The organism is Bradyrhizobium sp. (assembly GCF_052389815.1).
Lineage (GTDB): Bacteria > Pseudomonadota > Alphaproteobacteria > Rhizobiales > Xanthobacteraceae > Bradyrhizobium.
The window spans coordinates 42,904-63,388 of sequence record NZ_JBQTHN010000005.1; the positions used below are offsets into that span (position 1 = coordinate 42,904).

General features: G+C 57.9%; 18 protein-coding genes. 3 read left to right on the top strand and 15 right to left on the bottom strand.

The features are described from left to right. Positions 1-25: 25 nt before the first annotated feature. Positions 26-1,213, bottom strand: a complete 1,188-nt coding sequence (locus ACT4OC_RS01050; protein WP_444837217.1) for a cytochrome P450 — start codon at positions 1,211-1,213, stop codon at positions 26-28. A 223-nt stretch (positions 1,214-1,436) separates the two neighbouring features. After that, positions 1,437-1,844: an acyl-CoA dehydrogenase family protein gene (locus ACT4OC_RS01055; protein WP_230646580.1), complete on the bottom strand. Its 408-nt coding sequence runs from the start codon at positions 1,842-1,844 to the stop codon at positions 1,437-1,439. A 482-nt stretch (positions 1,845-2,326) separates the two neighbouring features. Here ACT4OC_RS01055 and ACT4OC_RS01060 point away from each other — a divergent pair, with 482 nt between their 5' ends. The 3 genes from ACT4OC_RS01060 to ACT4OC_RS01070 are packed head-to-tail and all read left to right on the top strand — an operon-like array spanning position 2,327 to position 4,804. After that, positions 2,327-3,478, top strand: coding sequence for a thiolase family protein (locus ACT4OC_RS01060; protein WP_057199245.1), 1,152 nt, complete (start codon positions 2,327-2,329; stop codon positions 3,476-3,478). A gap of 4 nt (positions 3,479-3,482) precedes the next feature. After that, entirely contained in the window at positions 3,483-3,938 is a 456-nt protein-coding gene (locus tag ACT4OC_RS01065) for a Zn-ribbon domain-containing OB-fold protein (RefSeq protein ID WP_057199246.1), read from the top strand. Next, positions 3,938-4,804 (top strand): FAS1-like dehydratase domain-containing protein, encoded by an 867-nt coding sequence (locus tag ACT4OC_RS01070; RefSeq protein WP_063997051.1) that lies wholly within the window; start codon positions 3,938-3,940, stop codon positions 4,802-4,804. Before ACT4OC_RS01065 ends, ACT4OC_RS01070 begins: the two co-directional genes overlap by 1 nt. A 53-nt stretch (positions 4,805-4,857) precedes the next feature. Here the strand turns inward: ACT4OC_RS01070 and ACT4OC_RS01075 are convergent, their stop codons facing one another. The 13 genes from ACT4OC_RS01075 to ACT4OC_RS01135 all read right to left on the bottom strand — a co-directional run bounded on the left by ACT4OC_RS01075 (position 4,858) and on the right by ACT4OC_RS01135 (position 20,481). After that, entirely contained in the window at positions 4,858-6,135 is a 1,278-nt protein-coding gene (locus ACT4OC_RS01075) for an acyl-CoA dehydrogenase family protein (protein WP_057199248.1), read from the bottom strand. A gap of 50 nt (positions 6,136-6,185) precedes the next feature. Continuing rightward, on the bottom strand, positions 6,186-6,968 hold the full coding sequence (locus tag ACT4OC_RS01080; protein ID WP_057199249.1) for an enoyl-CoA hydratase/isomerase family protein: 783 nt from the start codon (positions 6,966-6,968) through the stop codon (positions 6,186-6,188). A gap of 116 nt (positions 6,969-7,084) precedes the next feature. After that, positions 7,085-8,335 (bottom strand): ABC transporter substrate-binding protein, encoded by a 1,251-nt coding sequence (locus tag ACT4OC_RS01085; protein ID WP_057199250.1) that lies wholly within the window; start codon positions 8,333-8,335, stop codon positions 7,085-7,087. Positions 8,336-8,437: 102 nt separating this feature from the next. Continuing rightward, on the bottom strand, positions 8,438-9,685 hold the full coding sequence (locus ACT4OC_RS01090; protein WP_230646581.1) for an ABC transporter substrate-binding protein: 1,248 nt from the start codon (positions 9,683-9,685) through the stop codon (positions 8,438-8,440). 41 nt (positions 9,686-9,726) lie between these two features. Next, on the bottom strand, positions 9,727-10,545 hold the full coding sequence (locus tag ACT4OC_RS01095) for an ABC transporter ATP-binding protein (protein WP_029674699.1): 819 nt from the start codon (positions 10,543-10,545) through the stop codon (positions 9,727-9,729). An 8-nt stretch (positions 10,546-10,553) separates the two neighbouring features. Beyond that, on the bottom strand, positions 10,554-11,627 hold the full coding sequence (locus ACT4OC_RS01100; protein ID WP_024343102.1) for a branched-chain amino acid ABC transporter permease: 1,074 nt from the start codon (positions 11,625-11,627) through the stop codon (positions 10,554-10,556). A gap of 3 nt (positions 11,628-11,630) precedes the next feature. After that, entirely contained in the window at positions 11,631-12,518 is an 888-nt protein-coding gene (locus ACT4OC_RS01105) for a branched-chain amino acid ABC transporter permease (protein WP_057199251.1), read from the bottom strand. After that, positions 12,518-14,443, bottom strand: a complete 1,926-nt coding sequence (locus ACT4OC_RS01110) for an AMP-dependent synthetase/ligase (RefSeq protein ID WP_200948601.1) — start codon at positions 14,441-14,443, stop codon at positions 12,518-12,520. Before ACT4OC_RS01110 ends, ACT4OC_RS01105 begins: the two co-directional genes overlap by 1 nt. Further along, positions 14,433-15,242 carry an ABC transporter ATP-binding protein gene (locus ACT4OC_RS01115; RefSeq protein ID WP_024343099.1) on the bottom strand — a complete coding sequence of 270 codons (810 nt, stop codon included), beginning with the start codon at positions 15,240-15,242 and terminating at the stop codon, positions 14,433-14,435. Before ACT4OC_RS01115 ends, ACT4OC_RS01110 begins: the two co-directional genes overlap by 11 nt. A 37-nt stretch (positions 15,243-15,279) precedes the next feature. Beyond that, complete coding sequence (locus tag ACT4OC_RS01120) at positions 15,280-16,143, bottom strand: SDR family oxidoreductase (protein WP_057199252.1); 864 nt, start codon at positions 16,141-16,143, stop codon at positions 15,280-15,282. A 362-nt stretch (positions 16,144-16,505) separates the two neighbouring features. Beyond that, positions 16,506-17,675 (bottom strand): acyl-CoA dehydrogenase family protein, encoded by a 1,170-nt coding sequence (locus tag ACT4OC_RS01125; RefSeq protein ID WP_057199253.1) that lies wholly within the window; start codon positions 17,673-17,675, stop codon positions 16,506-16,508. Further along, a complete protein-coding gene (locus ACT4OC_RS01130) occupies positions 17,672-19,699 on the bottom strand; it encodes an acetyl/propionyl/methylcrotonyl-CoA carboxylase subunit alpha (RefSeq protein WP_057199254.1) in 2,028 nt (675 codons plus the stop codon). Before ACT4OC_RS01130 ends, ACT4OC_RS01125 begins: the two co-directional genes overlap by 4 nt. Next, the gene (locus ACT4OC_RS01135; protein WP_057199255.1) at positions 19,684-20,481 is read right to left on the bottom strand and encodes a crotonase/enoyl-CoA hydratase family protein; all 798 of its coding nucleotides are present in this window, start codon (positions 20,479-20,481) and stop codon (positions 19,684-19,686) included. The genes ACT4OC_RS01130 and ACT4OC_RS01135 overlap by 16 nt, the downstream gene beginning before the upstream one ends. Positions 20,482-20,485 lie beyond the last annotated feature (4 nt).

The following is a 20,485-nucleotide window of genomic DNA, read 5'->3' on the forward strand; positions in this document are numbered from 1 at the left end:
CTCTTACGATTCTCACGGCCATATTCTATCCAAGCTTCAAGGGCAGCGCGCGGGGCCCTCTTACGGCTCCTTCGGACCATTTCACCGCCTTGGGATCTGCCATATGAAACTCGGGAACTCGCTTGAGAAACTCCTCGACGGCCACTCTAAGCTCCATTCGAGCTAGATTCGATCCTATGCAACGATGGACGCCGAGGCCGAAGGCGGCATGTCGATTTTCCTTGCGATCGATGATGACCGTGTCGGCGTCCGGAAACATTGCAGGATCGCGATTGGCTGCGGGGAACGAAAGGAGGACCATCTGACCTGCCTTGTACGGACAGCCTTCAACGACGGTATCCTTGGTTACCATGCGGGCCATCGTCACGGGTGAGTAAGCTCGCAATAATTCTTCGATCGCCGTCGGCATCAGGGAAGGGTCCACTGCAAGCCGGCGCCTGTCTTCAGGTGTCTTGGCAAGATGCCACAAGCAAGCCCCGATCCCGCTCCACGTCGTGTCAATGCCGGCAATAAGGAGCAGTCGCAGAGTTCCCAGAATGTGATTGTCCGTAAGAGGTTGCCCGTCGACACGAGCGGCAACAAGATAGCTGATGAGATCTTCAGATGGGGCCCTTCGCCGCCGTTGCACCTGGTCAAGGAAGTAGGTGGTCATTTCCTCCAGCGTGCGCACCATCGCTTCGTCATCAAGAACTGCCGCTTCGACCACTCCATGCACCCAGTCGCGGAATTTTTGACCATGATCCGCCGGTAATCCAAGCAATTTTGCTATCACGCGCACGGGAATATGTTGGGCATAGTCGAGCGCCGCGTCGCACTCGTTGTTGCCGGCGAACCGGTCGATTAGCTCGTTGCAGATGACGCGCGTTTCGGGAATTAGCTTGTCGATGGCTGCCGGCGTGAAAGGCGGCAGCAACACCATCCGCGCCAGGCGATGGTGTGGGGGATCGGAGGTGATGGGCGGTGCCGGCGATTTTATGGGCGGCGGGGTCGCGCGTACTTGCACACGGCGCGAGGAGAAGGCTTGCGTGTCATATGCGATCTCGCGAATGTCCTTGTAGCGCGTAGGCAAGTATACCCCCTGAAACCGATTGGTATGCGCAACGGGACAAGAACTGCGCAACTCGGCCCAGATCGGAAAGGGGTCCTCGATCCATCGTGGATCGAGGTGATCGAAGTCTGTTGCCCAATCCTCGACAGGTGGACGGATACTCAATTTTGCCTCCCAAGCGTTCAAAGATGACTTGCGGTCTGGCGAGCGTCGGCCGGACCAAGCCGCCGTATTCCAATTCACGCCATTAGCCAGCCCTGCACGGCTGCAGCCTCCTGCCGACAATACTCGGGCGCTCCCAGCATCTGACGGTTAAACGCGATGCGTTTGAACCAATAGTGCAAGCCAAGCAGGTCAGTGAAGCCCATCCCTCCATGCACTTCCGTGGTCAGACGTGCGACTGACCATCTTCAACCCGCGCATGTGTTTTTGCGGCAGCGAGGTCCGAGCCAGACCCCGGCTCAGAATAACCTTGACACCAGATGACCTCGCCGCGGATGGTCGGACCGATCCATTTCGCACACTGCTCCTTGGATCCGACCTCAAGAAGGGTCGGAACGAGCATCGATATCCCTTGGTTCATAATGCCAGCGGAAACACCGGCCGTCGAAAACTCGTCGGCTATGATCGCCAGCTCCCTTACGTCCAAAGGTAATCCGAAGCCGCCATACTCTTTGGGAATCGTGCGCGCGAAATATCCGTGTCGAAGCAGCAGGTGTTGCCACTCGAGCGCCCGCTTGTCGGGTCGCTTGCGGCCGCCGCCCGTTCGCGGCGATAGGTCGCCGTGGCGCCTCACGAAGGCCGCGAACCTCCTCCCGTAGCGCTCGATATTTGGGGCCGTAGCTCAAGTCCATGAGCATCCTCCTCCGCCAAGTGCTCCGTGCACAGTCGGTGCGATGCGCCACAACGGACGTGGCCCTCGCTTGCGCAAGATCTCGCAGCTTCCGAACCGCCCCCTCAGCCCCTGACCGAGCAGCCGGGCACTTGCCTTCATTGCGCAACAATTCTAACGTTTGTTTGGTTTATACTCTTATGTTCTGCAGCCGCGGTCAAGGAGGCTGCTACATGATTTTGGTTCATTCGGGACGACCCAATTGGCCGGCCGTAGGAGCTCGGAGAGTCGGCATATCCGGATGCGTCGAGCTTGTTCGATGAAGCAAAGGGTTACTCGAGACATACGAGCAAGACGGCCATACTGTTTCGGTCGGCCTTGTATCAGCTCAGATCGTCGGCGTCGCGATGGCCAAAGACAACATAGTACAATTAAGGAGGCTTTAGATGTCACTCCGGGAACGGATCGCCATAACCGGCGTCGGCGAAACGGCATATAGCCGCAACTCTGGAAAAAGCGTGCTCGCTCTTCAGCTCGAAGCATCACTAAAAGCCATCGACGACGCCGGACTGTCGCCTAAAGACATTGACGGTATCATTCCCTATTCGAACTCAGCGGTCGTCGCGGAGGATTTCGTGACAAATTTCGGCATCGACGACCTTCGCTTTTCAGCCACCACGCCTCTCGGAGGCGCAAGTTGCGTGGCCGGAATTCAAGCCGCGCTCTTAGCGATCAGCGCAGGTCTCTGCAACCATGTGCTGCTGCCGATCGGACGGAACGGCTCGTCTGCAGGTCGCATTGGCACCCGGGTCCAGCAGATGCCGCAGTTCAAGGTCGTCGGCGAGTTCGAGATGCCGATCGGGGCAATCGCGCCAGCGCAGCTCTACGCCGCGATGGCGCGGCGGCACATGGAACTCTATGGCACGACAAGCCGCCAACTTGGGGAGATCGCCGTCTCGACCCGCCACAACGCAGTCCTGAATGGCAATGCGATGATGACGAAGCCTATCACCATTGAAGATCACCAGAATTCGCGCATGATCTCCGATCCGCTTCGGTTGCTGGACTGCAGTCTTGAGAGCGATGGCGGTGCCGCGATCGTCGTCAGCGCTGCCGAGCGCGGCAAGGATATGAGACAGAAGCCAATCCTCGTTATGGGCGTGGCTGAAGGACATCCCGACTCTCCGAGTTCGATTACCCAGCGTCCCGATATGACACGTTTGGGCATTGCAAAAGCCGCCCCCAAGGCCTTTGCGATGGCGGGCGTATCGCCTCGGGAAATTCAGGTGGCCGAGATCTACGATTGTTTTACGTATGTCGTTCTCTGCCAGCTGGAAGATATCGGCTTTTGCAAGAAGGGCGAGGGCGGATCGTTTGTCGAGAGCGGCGCCATAAGGCTTGGCGGAAACCTGCCGATCAACACGCATGGCGGTCTGCTTTCCCAAGCGCACATGGTCGGGATGAACCATGTGGTCGAACTTGTAAAGCAGCTCAGGGGAAGTGCCGGAAAGGCCCAGGTAAACGGAGCCGAACTGGGTCTCGTCTCCGGCTACGGCGACATGGGCGACGGGTCGATAGCGATCATGAGGAGAGGTTGAGAGCATGACCGAAAACATCTATTCGAAACTCGTGCCCGAACCGACGCCCGACTCCATGCCCTACTGGAAGGGCCTCAACGAGGGAAGGCTGCTGCTTCAGGAATGCGCGCGTTGCTGGAGAGTCCGGCATTATCCTCGGCCAGTATGCGATGCGTGCCATTCGTTCGAAACCCGGTGGATCGAAGCATCGGGGCAAGGTGCAATTCACAGCTGGACGATCACGCATCATCCGTTTCACGACGGTTACCGGTCGGATCTTCCCTACACGCTGGTGACCGTCGATCTGGAGGAAGGTGTGCGCATGCTAGCGCGACTGCATGCGCCCGTGGACACGAGACTCGATATCGGCATGCCCGTCCGCCTCGTCGTCGAGAGAGCTAAACCAGGCCTTACGCTGCCCGGATTCGTTCTTGCAGCGCCCGCGACCGATATGTCCGCACCCAGCTCGGGAGAACGATGATGGCTGCCGAAATCGACATTGACGGCTTGCGCAAACACATAGGCACCAAGATCGTGGAAGAAGACGAAGCTACGCGAGCGCCCCTCTTCGGTCTCGTCGCGGCATTCGATCGAGACGATGCGGTACCCATCAAAGGTGGAGCGATTCCGCCCGGATGGCACCTCGCCTATTTCCATTCATTCGCGCGCAGGGCGACGCTGGGCGAGGACGGCTTGCCCAGTTCGGGGGGTGTGATACCCGAGGTGCCTTTCCCGCGACGCATGTACGCGGGTACGACCCTGGCGTTTCATCATCCGCTTCTCGTGGGTGACTCTCTCAAACGTGAGACGGAACTGACGGATATTACCTTGCGTTCCGGCAGTACGGGCCCTCTTCTCTTTGCTACGCAAACGCGACGTATATTTTCACCACGTGGTCTCGCGATCGTAGAGGAGAGCTACACCGTGTTTCGCGACGCCGTGAAACCGGGAGAGCAAAGCGGCATTCCAAAGCGAAGCACGCCACCCGCCGGTCTACCGTGGACACGACAGATCGAAACGGATCCGGTGTCGTTATTCCGCTATTCGGCTGTAACCTTCAACCCGCATCGTATTCACTACGATCGGACGTACGCGATGACCGTGGAGGGTTACCCAGGCCTGGTGGTTCATGGCCCCTATTCTCAGCAATGTCTCATTGATCTCGCTCGCGACAAAAATCCGACCAGGACGATTGCTTCATTCACGCAACGCGCGCGCGCACCCTTGTTCGATACCGCGCCATTCGACGTCACGGGGCGCCCGGCCGACGGCGGGGCGGGAGCCGAGTTGTGGGCAATGACGTCGGGCGGAACCATCGCCATGGAGGTGCAACTTCGGTTCACCTGACCGGTTTGGCCGCGGGAATCGACGGCGGACACATCGTCAACTTCCTCCCGGGCTTAGAGATCGACGTCGCCTGACAGTAATCGCTGGGCAATCATTCGCGTCAGGATTTCATTCGTGCCGTCGGCAATGTTGACGATCCTCAGGTCTTGCCAGGCGTGAACAAGACCGATTTCGTTCGTCAATCCCATGCCGCCGTGTGTCTGAATTGCACGATCCACGGCGCGAAATCCGGCTTGTACCGAATAGGCCTTTGCCATCGAAAGCTCCTTCGGCGCTTTATCGCCGCGGTCGAGGAGCATCGCTGCATTCAATCCCATCAGGTGCGCAGCGTGCAATTCCGTAGCTGCTTCGGCTATCGGAAACGAGACGGCTTGATACTCCGCGATCTTTGAACCGAAGGCCTCACGTTGCTTCGAATAGTCGATGGCCATTTCCAGCGCCCATCTTCCCTGTCCGACAGCTCGGGCGGCGTTGTACACCCGACCCAGCGAGACTCCATATAGTGCGATCTTGAATCCCTGGTCGAGCTCGCCGACCAATTGCCAAGGCTGTACCTCTACCTCCTCAAGCACAAGAGCGCCCTCGTGCCCGCCGACGTGACCAAACAAGCGCACGACGCTCTCAACATGAAATCCTCGTGCATCGGTTGGAACGAGAAATGCGCTGATGCCTCCAGCCTTTCGCACAGCTTTCTCGACGTCGGTGATGGCGAAAACAATGCACCATTCCGCAGTGGGAGCGTTGGTTGTCCAGAGCTTGCGGCCAGAGATTTTCCAGCCTGTTCCGGTCTTGTCAGCCCGCGTCTTGATCATGCTGGCGTCTGAGCCGGCCCCCGGCTCGGAAAGACCAAAGCACATCGATGTCTTCCCGGCCATCATGCCCGCCAAGCATCTCTCGCGGGCTACCTCTGTGACCTGGGTGAGCAGTCGGCTGGGCCCGAAAGCCCAGTGTGCAATGACCCAGGGAATAATGACGCCCTGCCCCCCGAGCCGGCGATATATCGCCTCCCAGGCCACGTAGTAGACAAGGTGCCCCAGCCCACCTCCCCCGATTTCCGCCGGTGCGCACATCGCATAGAAGCCGGCTTCGGCCGAAAGCATCCTAACTTGTTGGATCAACGTGCGTACTTCGGCGCTGTATCGACCATATTCGTCGTACAGCCGTCGCTGATCTTCGAGAAGCGTGCGATTCCCATCGATCAGCGGCACGACCTGCGAATCGACAAAACGCAGAACGCCATCGCGCACTTCAACGACGTACTCGGGAAGTTCAAACGCAACACTGCCCACTGCGATCGCCCCGCTAGTTTCTAAATAGGCAACGCTCGTCACGGAACCTTGCGTTCTGATCTCCCGACAGAGCCGCTAGATCACGCGCACCCTTACCTGCCCTGCCAGACCGGCTTGCGCTTTTCGGCAAACGCTCTGGGACCTTCGATTGCGTCTTGGCTGGCATAGACAACTTCGTGAAGGCGTTTACCCTCTACCAGTCCCTCGCGGCATCCGAGGTCCATCGTCGAGCGAACACTGGCTTTGGCAGCAATGACAGACAATGGCGCACCGTTGGCAATGCGCATAGCCAAATCCTTGGCACGAGAGCGCACAGCGTGTGGTGTATCTTCAAGATAATTAGTGAAACCGTAATCGTGCAGCCGTTCAATTGGCATGAGATCGCCCGTCAGAACGATCTCCATAAGGATTGCCTGAGGTAGCATATAGAGGGCCGGAGCGGCCCAGGGCGAGCCACGACCGATCTTTACCTCCGTGATGCCGGCCTTAGTCCCTTTGAGACCGACGCGCAGATCGCACATCAGCGACAGCATCATTCCGCCCGCCATCAGCGAGCCGGTCATCGCGGCAATGATTGGCTTGGAGCACGTGCGCATGCGCTCGTGGAAAGGATCGCGCATTTTGGACAGGATATCGATCTGTTCGTTGCGAGCGATCTCGGCCGCCTCCTTGAGGTCAAGCCCCGCGCTGAAGACGCCACAGTCGGCAGAGGTTAGAATTACCGCCCGGATCTTGCTGTCCGCTTCGATCCGGTCCCAGGCATCGGCCAGTCCATTAGCCGCCGCCACAGATAGCGCGTTCTTGCGGTCAGGACGATTGATAAGAACGGTAGCAATACCTTCTTCGACGCTGACTTCGATTGGACTATCGATCATGGAGTTCACTGGCTTTCGCGCTGAAGGTTGGCAGTCGGCGGCGGATGCATTATCCACCGCCCCCGGGCGGTTGCACCCGCCGACACGTAGGATTTGAGCCAACGGGATCGCCGGAACTATTCGGCCTTAAATCCGGATGAACTCGTTTTCACGATCTGCCAGATGAGGTCCTGATAGTCCGCCAGCCAGCCGGTCTGCGGCACCCACTTCTGACCGTCCCACATTTCGATTCTTGTCTTGCCTCCGCCACCATGATCTTGAGCAGTGACGGTCACAGGGGCAAGAAGGCCATTGGCATCGAAATCCTTGAGGCTCTCATAGCCAACTTTCATCGATGCGGCGGTCACTGGCCAACCAGCTTGTTTCACCGCATTTCGTGCGGCTTGAAAGGCAACCGAGTAGTTGGCGAGACCCAAGTTGTAATACACATCTTTCAGGTTTTTTTCGGGGCCACTTCCCTTACCCTTTGCGTAAAGCTCAGCCATTATTTCTTTGATGATAGGGACATCCTGGCCGCCGACGACGTTTGTGCCACGCTTGATGCCCTTGGCAACATCGGGACCAATATTGGCAATATCCACCTCGTTAAGCCAGTTGACCGAAATGTACTTTTCGATCTGATAGCCGTTGCGCTTCATTTCCTTAGCCGCGACGACATGTCCTCCGGCCAGGAGCCAGCTGATCATGAAATCAGGCCGGTCGCGCCTTACCTGCGTCCAAGCGCTCGTCTGATCGCTGCCGGGCAACGGCACCGGGTAGAGCTTCAACTCGAAGCCTTCGCGTTCAGCGAGTGTCTTCAAGACACCGATCGGCTCCTGACCGAAGGGATAGTCGAGATAGATAAATCCGATCTTGGCCCCCTTCAAATCGCCGCTGCGCTGTTGTTTGATGTAGGCGATATCGTTGGCGGCTTGCCCCCAATAAGTCGCACCCACGGGGAAGATTTGCGTGAACACCGAGCCGTCAACGGCATCACCGCGTCCGACCGATGACTGCATCAAAATGTTCTTATCCTTCATGATCCGCGGTAGGACAGCTATCGACACCGGTGTCGACAGCATGTCGAATACGAACACGCCGTCACGTTTAAGCCTTTCGTAGCATTCAATGCCGCGTTGGGGCTCGTTGCCGTGGTCCTGAACCACGATCTCTACCTTGTGCCCTTCGATACCACCCTTAATATTCGTCAGGGCGGCAAGGTCTTGCGCAGCTTGCGCCACCTGTGGCGAGACGAACGTGTAGGATTTGCTTAGATCGAAGCACAAGCCGAACTTCAGGGTTCCTTCCTGAGCCAAAGCGTCTGTCCAGCCTGCGGCACTGAGAGCGGCAGCGACCGCCAAGCCCTTTGTCACTTTCCCGATTAACATTCTACCTCCCAATCTGTTGGTCGAATTTCAGTACGCCTTCTGCTGTCCTCGGCCTTTAAGAGCGCTGCTGAACGGAGTTGGCGTTCGTCATGTCTTCAAGTGCTAGTTGTGATAGTTGGAAGAACTTTTCCTTACCACTTCCCAGATGATATCTGTGTAGGCGGCGATCCATTCTGTTTGGGGTATCCATTTTTCTCCATCCCACATCTCGATGCGGGTCTTCCCACCACCGCCGTGATCGCTTGATGTCACAGTTACCGGCGCCATAAGTCCACCGGCATCGTAACTTGCGATATTTTGGAGACCCTCGCGCATTGTGGCGGAGGAAATTGGAGTGCCATGCAACTTGGCAGCTTGGCGAGCGCCTTCAAGGACCATCGAGTACATCGCTAGTCCGGTGTTGTAGTATACATCTTTGAGATTCTTCTCTGGCCCGCTGCCCTTACCCTTCTTGTAAAGCTCAGCAATAATCTCTTGAATCACTGGAATATCCTGACCGCCCGCGACGTTGGTGCCACGCTTCAATCCTTTTGCAGCCTCAGCGCCGATATTGGCAATGTCAACTTCGTTCAACCAATTAACCGAGATGTACTTATCCATTGGGATACCATTGCGCTTCATCTCCTTGGATGCCACGACATGCGCTCCCGCTAGCAGCCAGCTAATGATGTGATCTGGCTGGTCACGGCGCACTTGGGTCCAGACACTCGTCTGATCTTTGCCAGGGAGCGGCACCGGATAGAGCTTCAATTCAAATCCTTCCACCTTGGCGAGCGTCTGTAAAATTGGAATCGGCTCCTGTCCGAACGGATAGTCGAGATAGACAAAGCCGATTTTTACCCCGCGCAGGTTGCCAGCGTGCACCTGCTTTAAGTAGGCAACATTATTGGCAACCTGTCCCCAATAAGTAGGACCCAGCGGAAAAACCCACCCGAATACGCCGCCATCGACGGCGTCTCCGCGGCCAACTAGTGCTTGGATGAGGATGTTCTTGTCCTGCATAACTCGCGGCAACATGGCGATTGAAACGGGAGTCGACAGCGTGTCAAAGATGAACACGCCTTCCCGCTTAAGTTTCTCGTAGCATTCGATGCCGCGTTGCGGCTCATTGCCGTGGTCTTGCACGATGACTTCGATCGGAGCGCCCCCGATCCCACCCTTGAGATTGGTTAGCGCGACCAGATCCTGTGCCGCCTGCGATACCTGAGGCGTGGCGAACGTGTAGGCCTTGCTTAGATCGTAGCAGACGCCGAGCTTCAGCGGTTGTGCGGCGCCGGCAGGCGGAGCTACCGAAAGCGCCACAATGCCAGCGATTGCCGCAGCCACTGAGTATTTCAAAAATCCCATCATGAGTCTCCTCCGTTCACAACTGACACATTGGGGCGTTCTGATCAGCTGAGCCAGCGCTTGCGTCTGCGATAGTGCTTGATGTCGTGAAAACTCTTGGCTTGACTGCCCCCGAGGTAAAACTCCTGAATATCGGAGTTTGCTTTCAGCCTCTCTGCCGTGTCGTGCATGACGACACGTCCATTCTCGATCAGATAGCCACGCGAGACGATATCGAGAGCTGCGAGCGCATTTTGCTCGACAAGCAGGACGGACAGGCCATGATCGCGATTGATCCGTTTGATGATCTCGAAAATCTCGGCGACCAGAAACGGAGCCAGACCCAGACTTGGCTCGTCCAGCATGAGCAAGCGCGGCTGCGTCATTAAGGCCCGTCCGATTGCGAGCATCTGCTGTTCACCGCCCGAAAGATATCCGGCAAGCGAAGATTTTCGCTCAGCTAGACGCGGAAAGTAGTCGTAAATGCGCGCCTTCTCCGATGCGACCCGCGTTCTCGACAATGACATCGGAGCGGCAGCCTCGAGGTTCTCATCTGGCGTAAGATGCTCGAAAACTCGGCGCCCCTCGATCACGTGGCAAATCCCCAGTCCGACACGCTGCTGAGGCGGATTGTCGCCGATCACTCTACCGTCAAAGCGGATCTCGCCCCGGCTTACCTTTCCGCGTTCTGCGCTCAGAAGGCCGCTTATGGCTTTCAATGTGGTACTCTTCCCAGCTCCATTGGATCCGAGGAGCGCGACCATTCCGCCGTAGGGCACCTCAATCGACACGCCCTTGATGGCGAGCATGACCGAATTGTAAAGCACCTCCACGCTGTTCATCGACAGGATTGGGCCATCTTGTTGAATGTCGTTTGGTTTCATGCCGATTTCTATTTCTTGAACTGGTCGAAGGGCCAGACCAGGAAATAGTCCCTGATATTCGCATAAAGCTTCCCGAGTCCCAAAGGCTCAACCAGCAGGAAAATGATGATCAAAGCGCCGTAGACGGTGGTAGGGATATGAGCAAGGGTTTCATTTCCGAGTGGAAGCCCAAGGAAAGACGTCAAATTCGCAATTATCTCATTGGCGATTCCCGGCATGAGGAGGATCAATGCCACTCCAAAATACGTACCGATGATGCTGCCGAGCCCGCCGACGATGATCATGGCAAGCACCTGAATTGAAACATTGACCGAGAATTGCTCGGGCGCAGCAAGGAAAAAGAACGTAGCAACAAGCAGGGCGCCACCAATCCCACCGATGAACGAGCACATCGAAAACGCGATTAGCTTGTAGTAGAAGCTGTTCACGCCGAGAATTGCAGCCGCATAATCCTTCTCGCGCACGGCAACCAGGGCACGTCCCAAGGCGGTTCGCTGCAGGTTCATCATGAAAACGGTCACCAACGCGCACCATCCCAGCGCCACGTAGTATAACCCTCTGCCTGAAGCGATTTCCTGCCCAAGAAGCGCAAAACGAGGGGATTGAAGCGAGGCATGTGAGCCGCCAGATATCGCTGGTGAGTGATTCAGTACCCAATCCATGACGAACTGCATCGCAAGTGTCACGATCGCGAGATAAAGCCCTTTCACCCGCAGGGCCGCGAACGCAAACAGGCTTCCTATCAGGGATGCGGCGAGGCCGCCGATCAGAAGAGCAAATTCCCAGGGTATGCCGAACCTGGCTGCGTGGACGGCCGCATAGGCGCCCACCGCCATCGTCGCAGCGTATCCCAGATGCAGCTGCCCCGCCCAGCCTGTCGCCAAATTGAGACCGAGCGCCAGCGCCGTCCAGATCAGCCAAGGCTGAACGTAGCTGTTTAGATACAACGAACTCAACAGGAACGGCGCAGCGATAGCAGCGACGGTAAGGACGATAAGCAGGTTCCGGTCCGTTGGCACCGGAAATAGCTTGCTGTCCGATACATAGCTCTGATGACGAACGCCCGCGAGAGGATAAAACATGCGTCATACTCTTTCGATGTCATGGCGTCCGAAGAGTCCGTGTGGACGCAACATGACGGTGAAGATCAGCACGGCAGCGACGATTAGGTCACGACTACCTCCTCCAACCACCAAATCGAGGTAGGAGGAGCCCACGTTCTCGATGACCCCAAGGACAATTCCGGCGAGGATCGCACCAACTATGCTGTCAAGCCCACCCAGGACGGCGACAGTCAGTCCTTTTAACAGGAGTTGCGAAAGCGATTGGTCGACGCCCTGGATCTCTCCCCAAATCACGGCTGACGCAACGGCGACCACCGAAGCCATACCCCATGACAACGCTACGCCGTGCTCAACGGAGATTCCGATCGACCAAGAAGCGACGTAGTCGTCCGAGATTGCGCGTAACCGGATTCCACGGCGCGTTCGGAAGAACAGGAGGAATGCTACAAAAAGTGCGATCGCGACGCAGGCCCCGGCCAGATTGATGCGGCTCAGCAGCAACGGTCCAAGAAACAAAGGATCGTAGCTGACGCCGAGCTCCATCGAACGGGAGGTACCGCCCCACACTGCCAAAGTCGAACCTCGTATGAAGATGTCGAGGCCGAGCGTCATCATCAGGATCATGACAATCGGACGCCCCGCCATGCGCCGCAACGTCACCTTCTCCACACCAAAGCCGGCCAAAAACATGATGATCGTTGTCACAGCGATTGCCAGCCACAATGGGAAACCCAACTGCCGGGACAAGGCCAGCACCACGTATGCGGCCAGCATCGTCAATGCGCCTTGGGCAAGATTGGGAACGGACGATGATTTGTAGATCAACACTAGTCCAAGTGCGAAAAGCGAATAGAGCAGTCCGGTCAATGCGCCATTTACAGCTAACTCGCTGACATATGCGATGTCCATTAGACCTCCCGAATTACCAGCGTGCGCTCAACCAACCCGACCTCACCGCTCTCGTACGTCACCGCAGCTTTGACGTGGATTTCTTTCGATCCATCATAAAGTGCGTCGATAACCGATGCGTATCGTTCTTCAACAACAGAGCGGCGAAGCTTGCGGGTGCGTGTTATCTCTCCATCGTCCGGGTCGAATTCCTTGTGAAGGCTGACGAACCGATGCAGCTTCAGTGATTCTGGAAGCGCTTTATTGACCCGATGAAACGCGTCGCCAAGTAGTCCGGCAATTTCGTTCCGTTGCGACAGGTCAGCGTAGGAGACATAGGGCACCGCGTTGGTCTCTGCCCAATGCCCGGCGGCCTCCAGATCGATACAAACAATAGCCGTTAGTTCGTCCCGACCGGCTCCGAAAACGGCTGCGTCTTTTATGTATGGGCTGAACTTCAGCCGATTCTCGATGTAGTTGGGGACGTAACGCTCACCTTCCTTGGTATGGACGACCTCTGACACACGCCCCAGCACGACAAGGTGACCATCGTCTTCCAAATATCCGGCATCGCCGGTGTGCAGCCAACCGTCCTTGAGCGTTTCCGCGGTTGCCAGGGGATTGTTGTAGTACCCCCGAAACACGCTTTCTGCCTTCAGCAGTATTTCACCCCCGTCCGTGACCTTGACCTGAACGCCGGGAAGCGGTCGCCCTACGGTGTGTAGCTTGACCTCATCGGGCATCTGGATAGCGTTGAAGGCTGCATTCTCGGTCTGGCCATAGAGCTGCCGCAACTTGATCCCCAGCGCGCGGTAGAAAACAAAGGTGTCCTCCCCAATGGCCTCGCCGCCCGTGAACGCGCTTTTTAGTCTGCTAAGACCGTAGAGGTCTTTTATCGGTCCGAAGACAATGCGTTCGCCGAGCAACCGGCCCAGCCATTCCAGATGGCTACCCTCTTGACCGTCGAGCTTTCGCCTTTCCGAAGCAATCGCTCTGTCCGTGAAAAAGTGGTAGAGCCATTTCTTTAACGGAGTGGAGTTTTCGATTCCGACCTGAATAGAGGTCAGCAAATTGTCCCAGCTGCGCGGGGCAGCAAGATAAAGGCTGGGCGCAATCTCGCGCATGTCACGCAAGACCGTCTCCTGCCTTTCCGGTACATTGACGGTGAAACGAAAAGCGATTCCGGCAGCCACGGTCAGGGCAAAATCTCCGACCCATGCCATCGGCAAGTAAGCGAGAACCTCTTCACCATAATTGAATGCCCCGCCAGAATATGCATTGCGAACTGCGGCGATGACATTTCTGTGGCTGAGCACGACCCCCTTTGGTTTACCGGTCGTGCCTGACGAATGCAGGAATATTGCCGGATCATCCGGCGCCGCGCGATTGACGATGCGGTCCCGCAGTTGCGGATCGGCCTTAAGGTTCGTCTCGCCTTTATCGTTAAGTTCCTCCCACGACAGGAGCCCCGACGCGTCATAGGTGTTAAGGCCTCTCTTATCCTCGTAGACGATATATTCGATCGTACTGCCGGCCTCCCGCAAATCGAGAAATTTGTCGACCTGCTCCTGGTCTTCGGCGAGCGCCGCCACAACCTTCACTTCACCGACGAAGTGGCGCAATTCGTCCAGCGTCGTCCCAGGGTAGGCTGGCATCGCGTATGCTCCCAGCATCGACGATGCAATCATGCCCGCGTAAAGGCGCGCGCGATTATCGCCAAGAATCATGACTGCATTGCCCGGTTGAACTCCGAGAGCGTCAAGGCCAGCAGCGCAAACCAGCACCTCATTGAAATATTCTGACCACGTCATCTCCTTCCAGATGCCGCGATCTTTTTCCCGCATCGCGATTTTGTTGCCATGCTGGGCGGCATTGTGGACTAGTAGGCGCGGCAGGGTATCGTCTGCAGCGCATGTAGGCATGCTCATCACTTTTTCATGCCGCATGACCGACACCAATATAGGCTTCAATGACCCGCTGATCCTTGACAACCTCCCTGGGCTTGCCCGTTGCGATCATTTCTCCGTAGTTCAATGCCAGCACGCGATCACATATGCCGGTAATCACATCCATACTGTGTTCGATCAACAAAACGCTCACGCCGCGTTCCGCGCGCGCATCGAGAATGAACCTTGCCATATACTCCTTCTCCTCCTGGTTCATTCCAGCCATCGGTTCATCGAGGATCAGAAGGCGCGGTTCCGCCACCAACGCGCGTGCAAGCTCGACACGCTTCTTCATTCCGATCGGAATGCCGTCGACGAGTTCGTGACGGACACTTTCGAGTTGCAAGAACTCGATCACTTCCTCCACGATTTCGCGGCTTCGCATTTCGTCGCGACGCGCCAACCACCAGTATAGCGCCGTACGAATGACGCCCGGGCGCATGTGAATATGTCGTCCAAGCAGAATATTGTCGAGCACACTCATGCCATTGAAGAGCGCCAGATTCTGAAACGTGCGGGCAACGCCTAAACTCGCCACCTTGTGAGGTGCTGTGCCAGTAATGTCCTTGCCGTCGAGTTTGATTGTTCCCTTGTTAGGCGGATAAAAGCCGGTTATGGCGTTTGTCAGCGTAGTTTTGCCGCTACCATTTGGGCCGACGAGCCCAAAGATTTCGCCGCGGTACACACTCAGATCGACACCGGTCACGGCAACAAGGCCGCCGAAGCGTCGTTCAATGCCAGTGCATTGCAGTACCGGTTCCGCTTGGTGAAACGATTTCGGCACACAATCTTCTGTCATACCAGCTCGCTTCGCATTCGCGGCCCGTTGAACCTGGTTAGCCTAATTTAAAATAGTCTGGACGCCCCGTCGGCCACGGATCACCCCACAGCTGCTGACCACCGTCGACCGTCAAGACTTCTCCAGTAATGAACTTGCCCGACGGCGCAGCCAGGTAAATTACAGCTTCGGCAATATCCCACTCGTCTCCAGACCGGCGCATGGGATTTGATTCCTCGAAGGTGGCCGCGCCTTCCGGCGAATAGTTGCCGAATCCGCTGCTTTCACAGCATCCGGGCGCGACGCAATTGACCCTGATTTTGTACGGCGCCCATTCCACGGCCACCGATTTGGACAGATAGATCACGCCGGCGCGCGCCGCGCAGGAATGCGCGATGCCTGGCAGGCCGCGCCAGATGTCGGCGACGATGTTTACGATGGTTCCGGGCTGTCCTGTCGCAACCCATCTCTTCGCTGTCGTCTGCATCATCCACCATGTGCCATTGAGGTTGGTGTCGACCACTGCGTTCCAGCCCTTAACTGAGTAGTCGAGTGCCGGCTGTGGGAACTGCCCTCCAGCATTGTTAACGAGAACATCCAGCCGGCCAAATCGCTCGCCGACTGCGCTGATAAAATTTGCTACCTGCTCTGGATCGCGGATGCTCAATTGACCGCTGAGGACATCGCCGCCGAATCCGCGCAAATAATCCGCAGCGCTATTCAGTTTTTCTTCATTGCGGCCGCAAATCGCCAATGATGCACCAAGCCGCGCGAAGAGCGAAGCGATTGCCCGACCCAAGCCGCTGCCAGCACCGGAAACGACGACGGCTTTTCCTTTGAAAAGATCAGGCCTGAAAACCGTCGCGCAATTGCGCAACTTGGATTCCGATAACCCGAACTGCGCTCGCGGTGAACTGTCCATTTCCTCCCTCCCCCCGATCTGTTGTTGTCGGGCTCGATCACATCTAACATGTGTTAGAAAACACCGCAAGGTGCTTCAGGGGAGGCGCTTTCGCTCTTAGCCAGAAAAAGGAACGAGCCTTTCGGGTTCAACACGCAGTCTATTGTGTCCGGCCGTGATCCGATGACCTTCACTGACGCTGCATGCCGCGCCCGGTCGCGCCGAAGGAACGACGATCGCTCCATCGGCATGTCGTTGGTCCGCATCTCGGCTGCAACGACCGCTTTCCTGAATCTGTTCAATTGGCACAATCGCCGCAATCTATACAGCCGCCAAATACTTCACGCGAGCATTCTCAGATGTCGCAGGTGTAGGCCAAACGACTACATTCGTTTGGCGACCTCTTCTAGCATGACCTCGCTGGCGCCGCCGCCAATGGCCTGAACTCGGGCATCGCGCGACATCCGCTCCACCGCCATCTCACGCATGTACCCCATGCCTCCGTGAAACTGAACACAGTCGTAGAGAACCCGGTTCACCAACTCACCGGAGTAGGCCTTGACCATCGAGACTTCACGCACACAGTCGCGGCCCTCGCAGTCGAGACGAGCAGCGTGATAAACGAGTTGACGCCCCGCTTCGACCCGGGTCTGGCAAACCGCCAGGCGTTGGCGCACAGTCTGTTTGTCCCACAATGCGCCGCCGAATGCTTTGCGTTGCTTGACGTAAGCAACGGTCAGGTTCAGTGCGGTCTGCGCTTCGGCCACTGCTAGTGCACCCAGCACAATCCGCTCATTCTGGAAATTCTTCATCACCGAGTAGAAGCCGCGATTGATTTCGCCCAGCACGTTTTCGGCAGGCACGCGAACATTCTCGAAAATCAGCTCGGCGGTGTCCGAACACAGCCATCCCGTTTTCTTCAACGCTCGGCTTACCGAAAAGCCGGGCGCACCTTTCTCGACGGCGAACATCGTGATCCCGCGGGAGCCCTTCGCTCCCGGATCGGTCTTGGCGGCGACAAAATACAAGTCGGCGTGCACGCCGTTGGTAATGAACATCTTGGTGCCGTTCAGCACCCAATCAGAACCGCTTTTCACAGCGCGCGTACGCATACCGGCGACGTCCGATCCCGCGCCCGGCTCAGTGACGGCCACTGCCGTGATCTTCTCACCGCTGGTGATGGCGGGCATCCAACGCGCCTTCTGCTCCGGCGTCCCGGCGTTTTCCAGATGCGGCGATGCCATATCGGTATGGACCAAAACCGTCGCCGAGAATCCGCCAAAGGTGGAGCGGCCCAGCTCCTCGGCCAGCATCACACTCGCCATCGTGTCGAGCCCGGCACCGGCATATTCGGGATCATAGCGCATTCCCAGGACGCCGAGCCCGCCCATTCTGCGTAGGACGTCGCGAGGTACTAAGCCTTGCTCCTCCCACGCGTGTGCCACCGGAATAACTTCGGTTTCGATGAACCGCCGCAATTGAGCGCGGATCATCTCCAACTCTTCGTTGAAGGGGAACGCGGTCGCCTCGGTTAGGACTTGACGGGTATTCATGTGTCTTCCTTTCGCTCCATTCGGACGAGCGGGGCGCCACCAGCAACGGTGTCGCCGGTCACGCAATAGATCTCCTTCACGTTGCCGCTCAAGGGGGCGACCAGGCTTTGCAGTAACTTCATTGCCTCCAGCACCACCAATGTCTGACCTCGTTCGACAAAGTCGCCCTGCCTGACGCTGAGCTCGACGATCGTGCCGGGCATCGGCGCATTCAGAGTATCCTCGTCAGCTGAACCCGCACCAGCGCCGTGGCCATGAAGATCCTCGAGCGTGAGGAAATGGACCTGCATCATGCCATCACGGCCCGAAAGATGGACACGCCAGCTCCCGTCGGTACGTTCCAAGTGCGCGATGCGGGCAAATGGCCGCCCGGCAACGCGCCCCATCAATCGTCCATCGCGGAGTGAGATGTCTTCAACCGAGACCGGTGTCATCTTTGCTCCGCGAACCTCCAGCCGCAAATCCTGCCCGACCGCCAAAAGCTCTTCCAGCTCGTCCCCTGCTTGCCAATAGCGTGCCGCACCAGGCCGTCCCGCCCGGTCGGTCACACGCCAGGCACCCAGCGTATGCCACGGGTCGGCATTCGCGCTCTTGGAAAGATGCTGATGCAGCGCCAACGCAGCTAGCGCTCGACTTTCATTGTCTGCCTCTGGCGCCTTCCAGCCGCCGGGAAAAAGCTGTTCGAGCGCTGCGGTGTGGTGGCGCAGCGAGGCGAAATCTGGATGAGTGAGCAGCGCGCGCTGATAGGCGATATTCATGCCGACGCCCCCGACGGCGAATTTGTCGAGCGCAGCAACGGCCTGGCGGATTGCACCTTCACGATCGCCTGCCTTCGCAATCAGCTTGGCGAGCATCGAATCGTAGTGATGGCTCACAACGCTGCCCATCTCGACCCCTGAGTCGAGCCGAAGGTCTGGACCCTTGGGGGGTGCCCAGAGGGTGATCGTGCCAGTTTCGGGGCGAAAGCGTTCGGCGGGATTCTCAGCTGCAAGGCGAATCTCGATGGCATGACCCGCGCAGCCAATGTCCTTCTGGGTGAAGGCCAATTCCTCGCCGCGCGCGACTCGCAGTTGCCATTCCACGAGATCGATGCCGGTGATCGCCTCGGTTACGGGATGTTCAACCTGAAGGCGCGTATTCATTTCGAGGAAATAGAATTCCCGACGTTCAGAGTCGTAGAGATATTCCACCGTGCCAGCCGAGCTGTAGCCGATGGTGCGGGCGAGGCTGACGGCGGCCCCGAGCATTTTCTCGCGCAGCGGCGCCGGCAGGCCGGGAGCTGGCGCCTCTTCGATCAGCTTCTGGTGGTTGCGTTGGAGCGAGCAATCGCGGTCCCACAGGTGCACAACATGACCATAGCTGTCGCCCAAGATCTGCACTTCGACATGGCGTGCGCGTGGAGCGTAGCGTTCAAGAAACACGGTTGCATCGCCAAAGCCGGCAAGCGCTTCGGCTTTGGCGGCGCGGATCGCCTCACTTGCCGTCTTGAGCTCCATAACAAGCCGCATCCCCCGCCCACCGCCGCCGGCGCTGGCTTTGACGAGGAATGGCACGCCGAGGCTCTCGGCTTCCGCGAGCAGCCGCGCTTCGGACTGATCCGCCCCGCGATAGCCGGGCAGAACGGGCACCCCCGCCGCCTCAGCGGCCGCCTTGGCCTCGATCTTCGAACCCATCCGCGCGATCGCCTCGACAGAGGGGCCGATGAAGACGAGCCCCGCCTCCGCCACGCGGCGAGCGAATTGGGCGCTTTCCGACAAGAAGCCATAGCCAGGATGCACCGCGCCCGCGCCCGCAGCGCGCGCGGCCTCCAAGATCGCATCGATGTTCAGGTAGCTCCGCGAAGGTGCCGGCGGGCCGACGCAGATAGCGTGATTGGCCTCGGTTACGAAGGGGGCGTCGCGGTCAGACTCGGAATAAGTGGCGACACTTTCAAGCCCGAGTTTCGCGCAGGCGCGCTGAATGCGCCGTGCGATCTCGCCTCGATTGGCGATGAGGACGCGCGTGAAGCTCATTTCACGCGCCATGAGGGCGTGCCCTTGCTCAAGAAGCAGTTGATGCCTTCAACTCCCTCTTCGGTCTCCCAGGCGTCGGCCAACCGGTCGGCGGTATAGATCATGTTGGCGTGGAGATCGTGCCGGGCGACATAGGCGATGAGCCGCTTGGTTTCGGCCACTGCCCCCGGAGCGGCCTGTAGATGGGCATTGACGACGCGCTCGACTGCCTTGTCTAGCGCCTCGGCTGCCACGACCTCGGTCAGAAGCCCGAGCCGCTCGGCACGCGCACTATCGAATAACGCTCCCGACAGCATGGTCTCGCGTGCGGCAGCCGCTCCGATCTTCGCCACCACATAGGGGGAGATATTGGAGGGCAGCAGGCCCATTCGTACCTCCGTAAGACCGAACTTCGAGCCTTCGATGCCGATCGTGTAGTCGCACACCGAGATCAGGCCAACGCCGCCACCGTAGGCCGGGCCGTTGACGCGCCCGATCAACGGCTTGCGCAGGGTGTCGAGGCTGCGTAGCAGATGAGCCAGCGATGCGCTCTGTGCCACCCGCTCAATGCGCGTCTTTTCCACGTTCGAGGCAAACCAGTTGAAGTCGCCTCCCGCGCAAAAACTCTTGCCTGCACCGGTCAGCACCACGATGCGCACGGCTGGGTCGTCCGCCAGTATCTGAGCTGCCGCACCCAGGTCAGCCATCAGTTCGCCATTGATCGCATTGTGCTTCTCCGCACGACTGAGCGTCAGCGTCGCAACCCCGCGGGCATCCACGTCGACGATGACGGTGTTGTGTACGCCGAGCTTCATGGTT

What these genes read in the sequence shown, in the direction of transcription:
- ACT4OC_RS01080 (WP_057199249.1), bottom strand. Translation starts at nt 6,968, where the DNA reads ATGATCGATAGTCCAATCGAAGTCAGCGTCGAAGAAGGTATTGCTACC.
- ACT4OC_RS01090 (WP_230646581.1), bottom strand. Translation starts at nt 9,685, where the DNA reads ATGATGGGATTTTTGAAATACTCAGTGGCTGCGGCAATCGCTGGCATT.
- ACT4OC_RS01070 (WP_063997051.1), top strand. Translation starts at nt 3,938, where the DNA reads ATGGCTGCCGAAATCGACATTGACGGCTTGCGCAAACACATAGGCACC.
- ACT4OC_RS01125 (WP_057199253.1), bottom strand. Translation starts at nt 17,675, where the DNA reads ATGAATACCCGTCAAGTCCTAACCGAGGCGACCGCGTTCCCCTTCAAC.
- ACT4OC_RS01060 (WP_057199245.1), top strand. Translation starts at nt 2,327, where the DNA reads ATGTCACTCCGGGAACGGATCGCCATAACCGGCGTCGGCGAAACGGCA.
- ACT4OC_RS01135 (WP_057199255.1), bottom strand. Translation starts at nt 20,481, where the DNA reads ATGAAGCTCGGCGTACACAACACCGTCATCGTCGACGTGGATGCCCGC.
- ACT4OC_RS01105 (WP_057199251.1), bottom strand. Translation starts at nt 12,518, where the DNA reads ATGGACATCGCATATGTCAGCGAGTTAGCTGTAAATGGCGCATTGACC.
- ACT4OC_RS01120 (WP_057199252.1), bottom strand. Translation starts at nt 16,143, where the DNA reads ATGGACAGTTCACCGCGAGCGCAGTTCGGGTTATCGGAATCCAAGTTG.
- ACT4OC_RS01085 (WP_057199250.1), bottom strand. Translation starts at nt 8,335, where the DNA reads ATGTTAATCGGGAAAGTGACAAAGGGCTTGGCGGTCGCTGCCGCTCTC.
- ACT4OC_RS01065 (WP_057199246.1), top strand. Translation starts at nt 3,483, where the DNA reads ATGACCGAAAACATCTATTCGAAACTCGTGCCCGAACCGACGCCCGAC.
- ACT4OC_RS01110 (WP_200948601.1), bottom strand. Translation starts at nt 14,443, where the DNA reads ATGCGGCATGAAAAAGTGATGAGCATGCCTACATGCGCTGCAGACGAT.
- ACT4OC_RS01095 (WP_029674699.1), bottom strand. Translation starts at nt 10,545, where the DNA reads ATGAAACCAAACGACATTCAACAAGATGGCCCAATCCTGTCGATGAAC.
- ACT4OC_RS01115 (WP_024343099.1), bottom strand. Translation starts at nt 15,242, where the DNA reads ATGACAGAAGATTGTGTGCCGAAATCGTTTCACCAAGCGGAACCGGTA.
- ACT4OC_RS01100 (WP_024343102.1), bottom strand. Translation starts at nt 11,627, where the DNA reads ATGTTTTATCCTCTCGCGGGCGTTCGTCATCAGAGCTATGTATCGGAC.
- ACT4OC_RS01130 (WP_057199254.1), bottom strand. Translation starts at nt 19,699, where the DNA reads ATGGCGCGTGAAATGAGCTTCACGCGCGTCCTCATCGCCAATCGAGGC.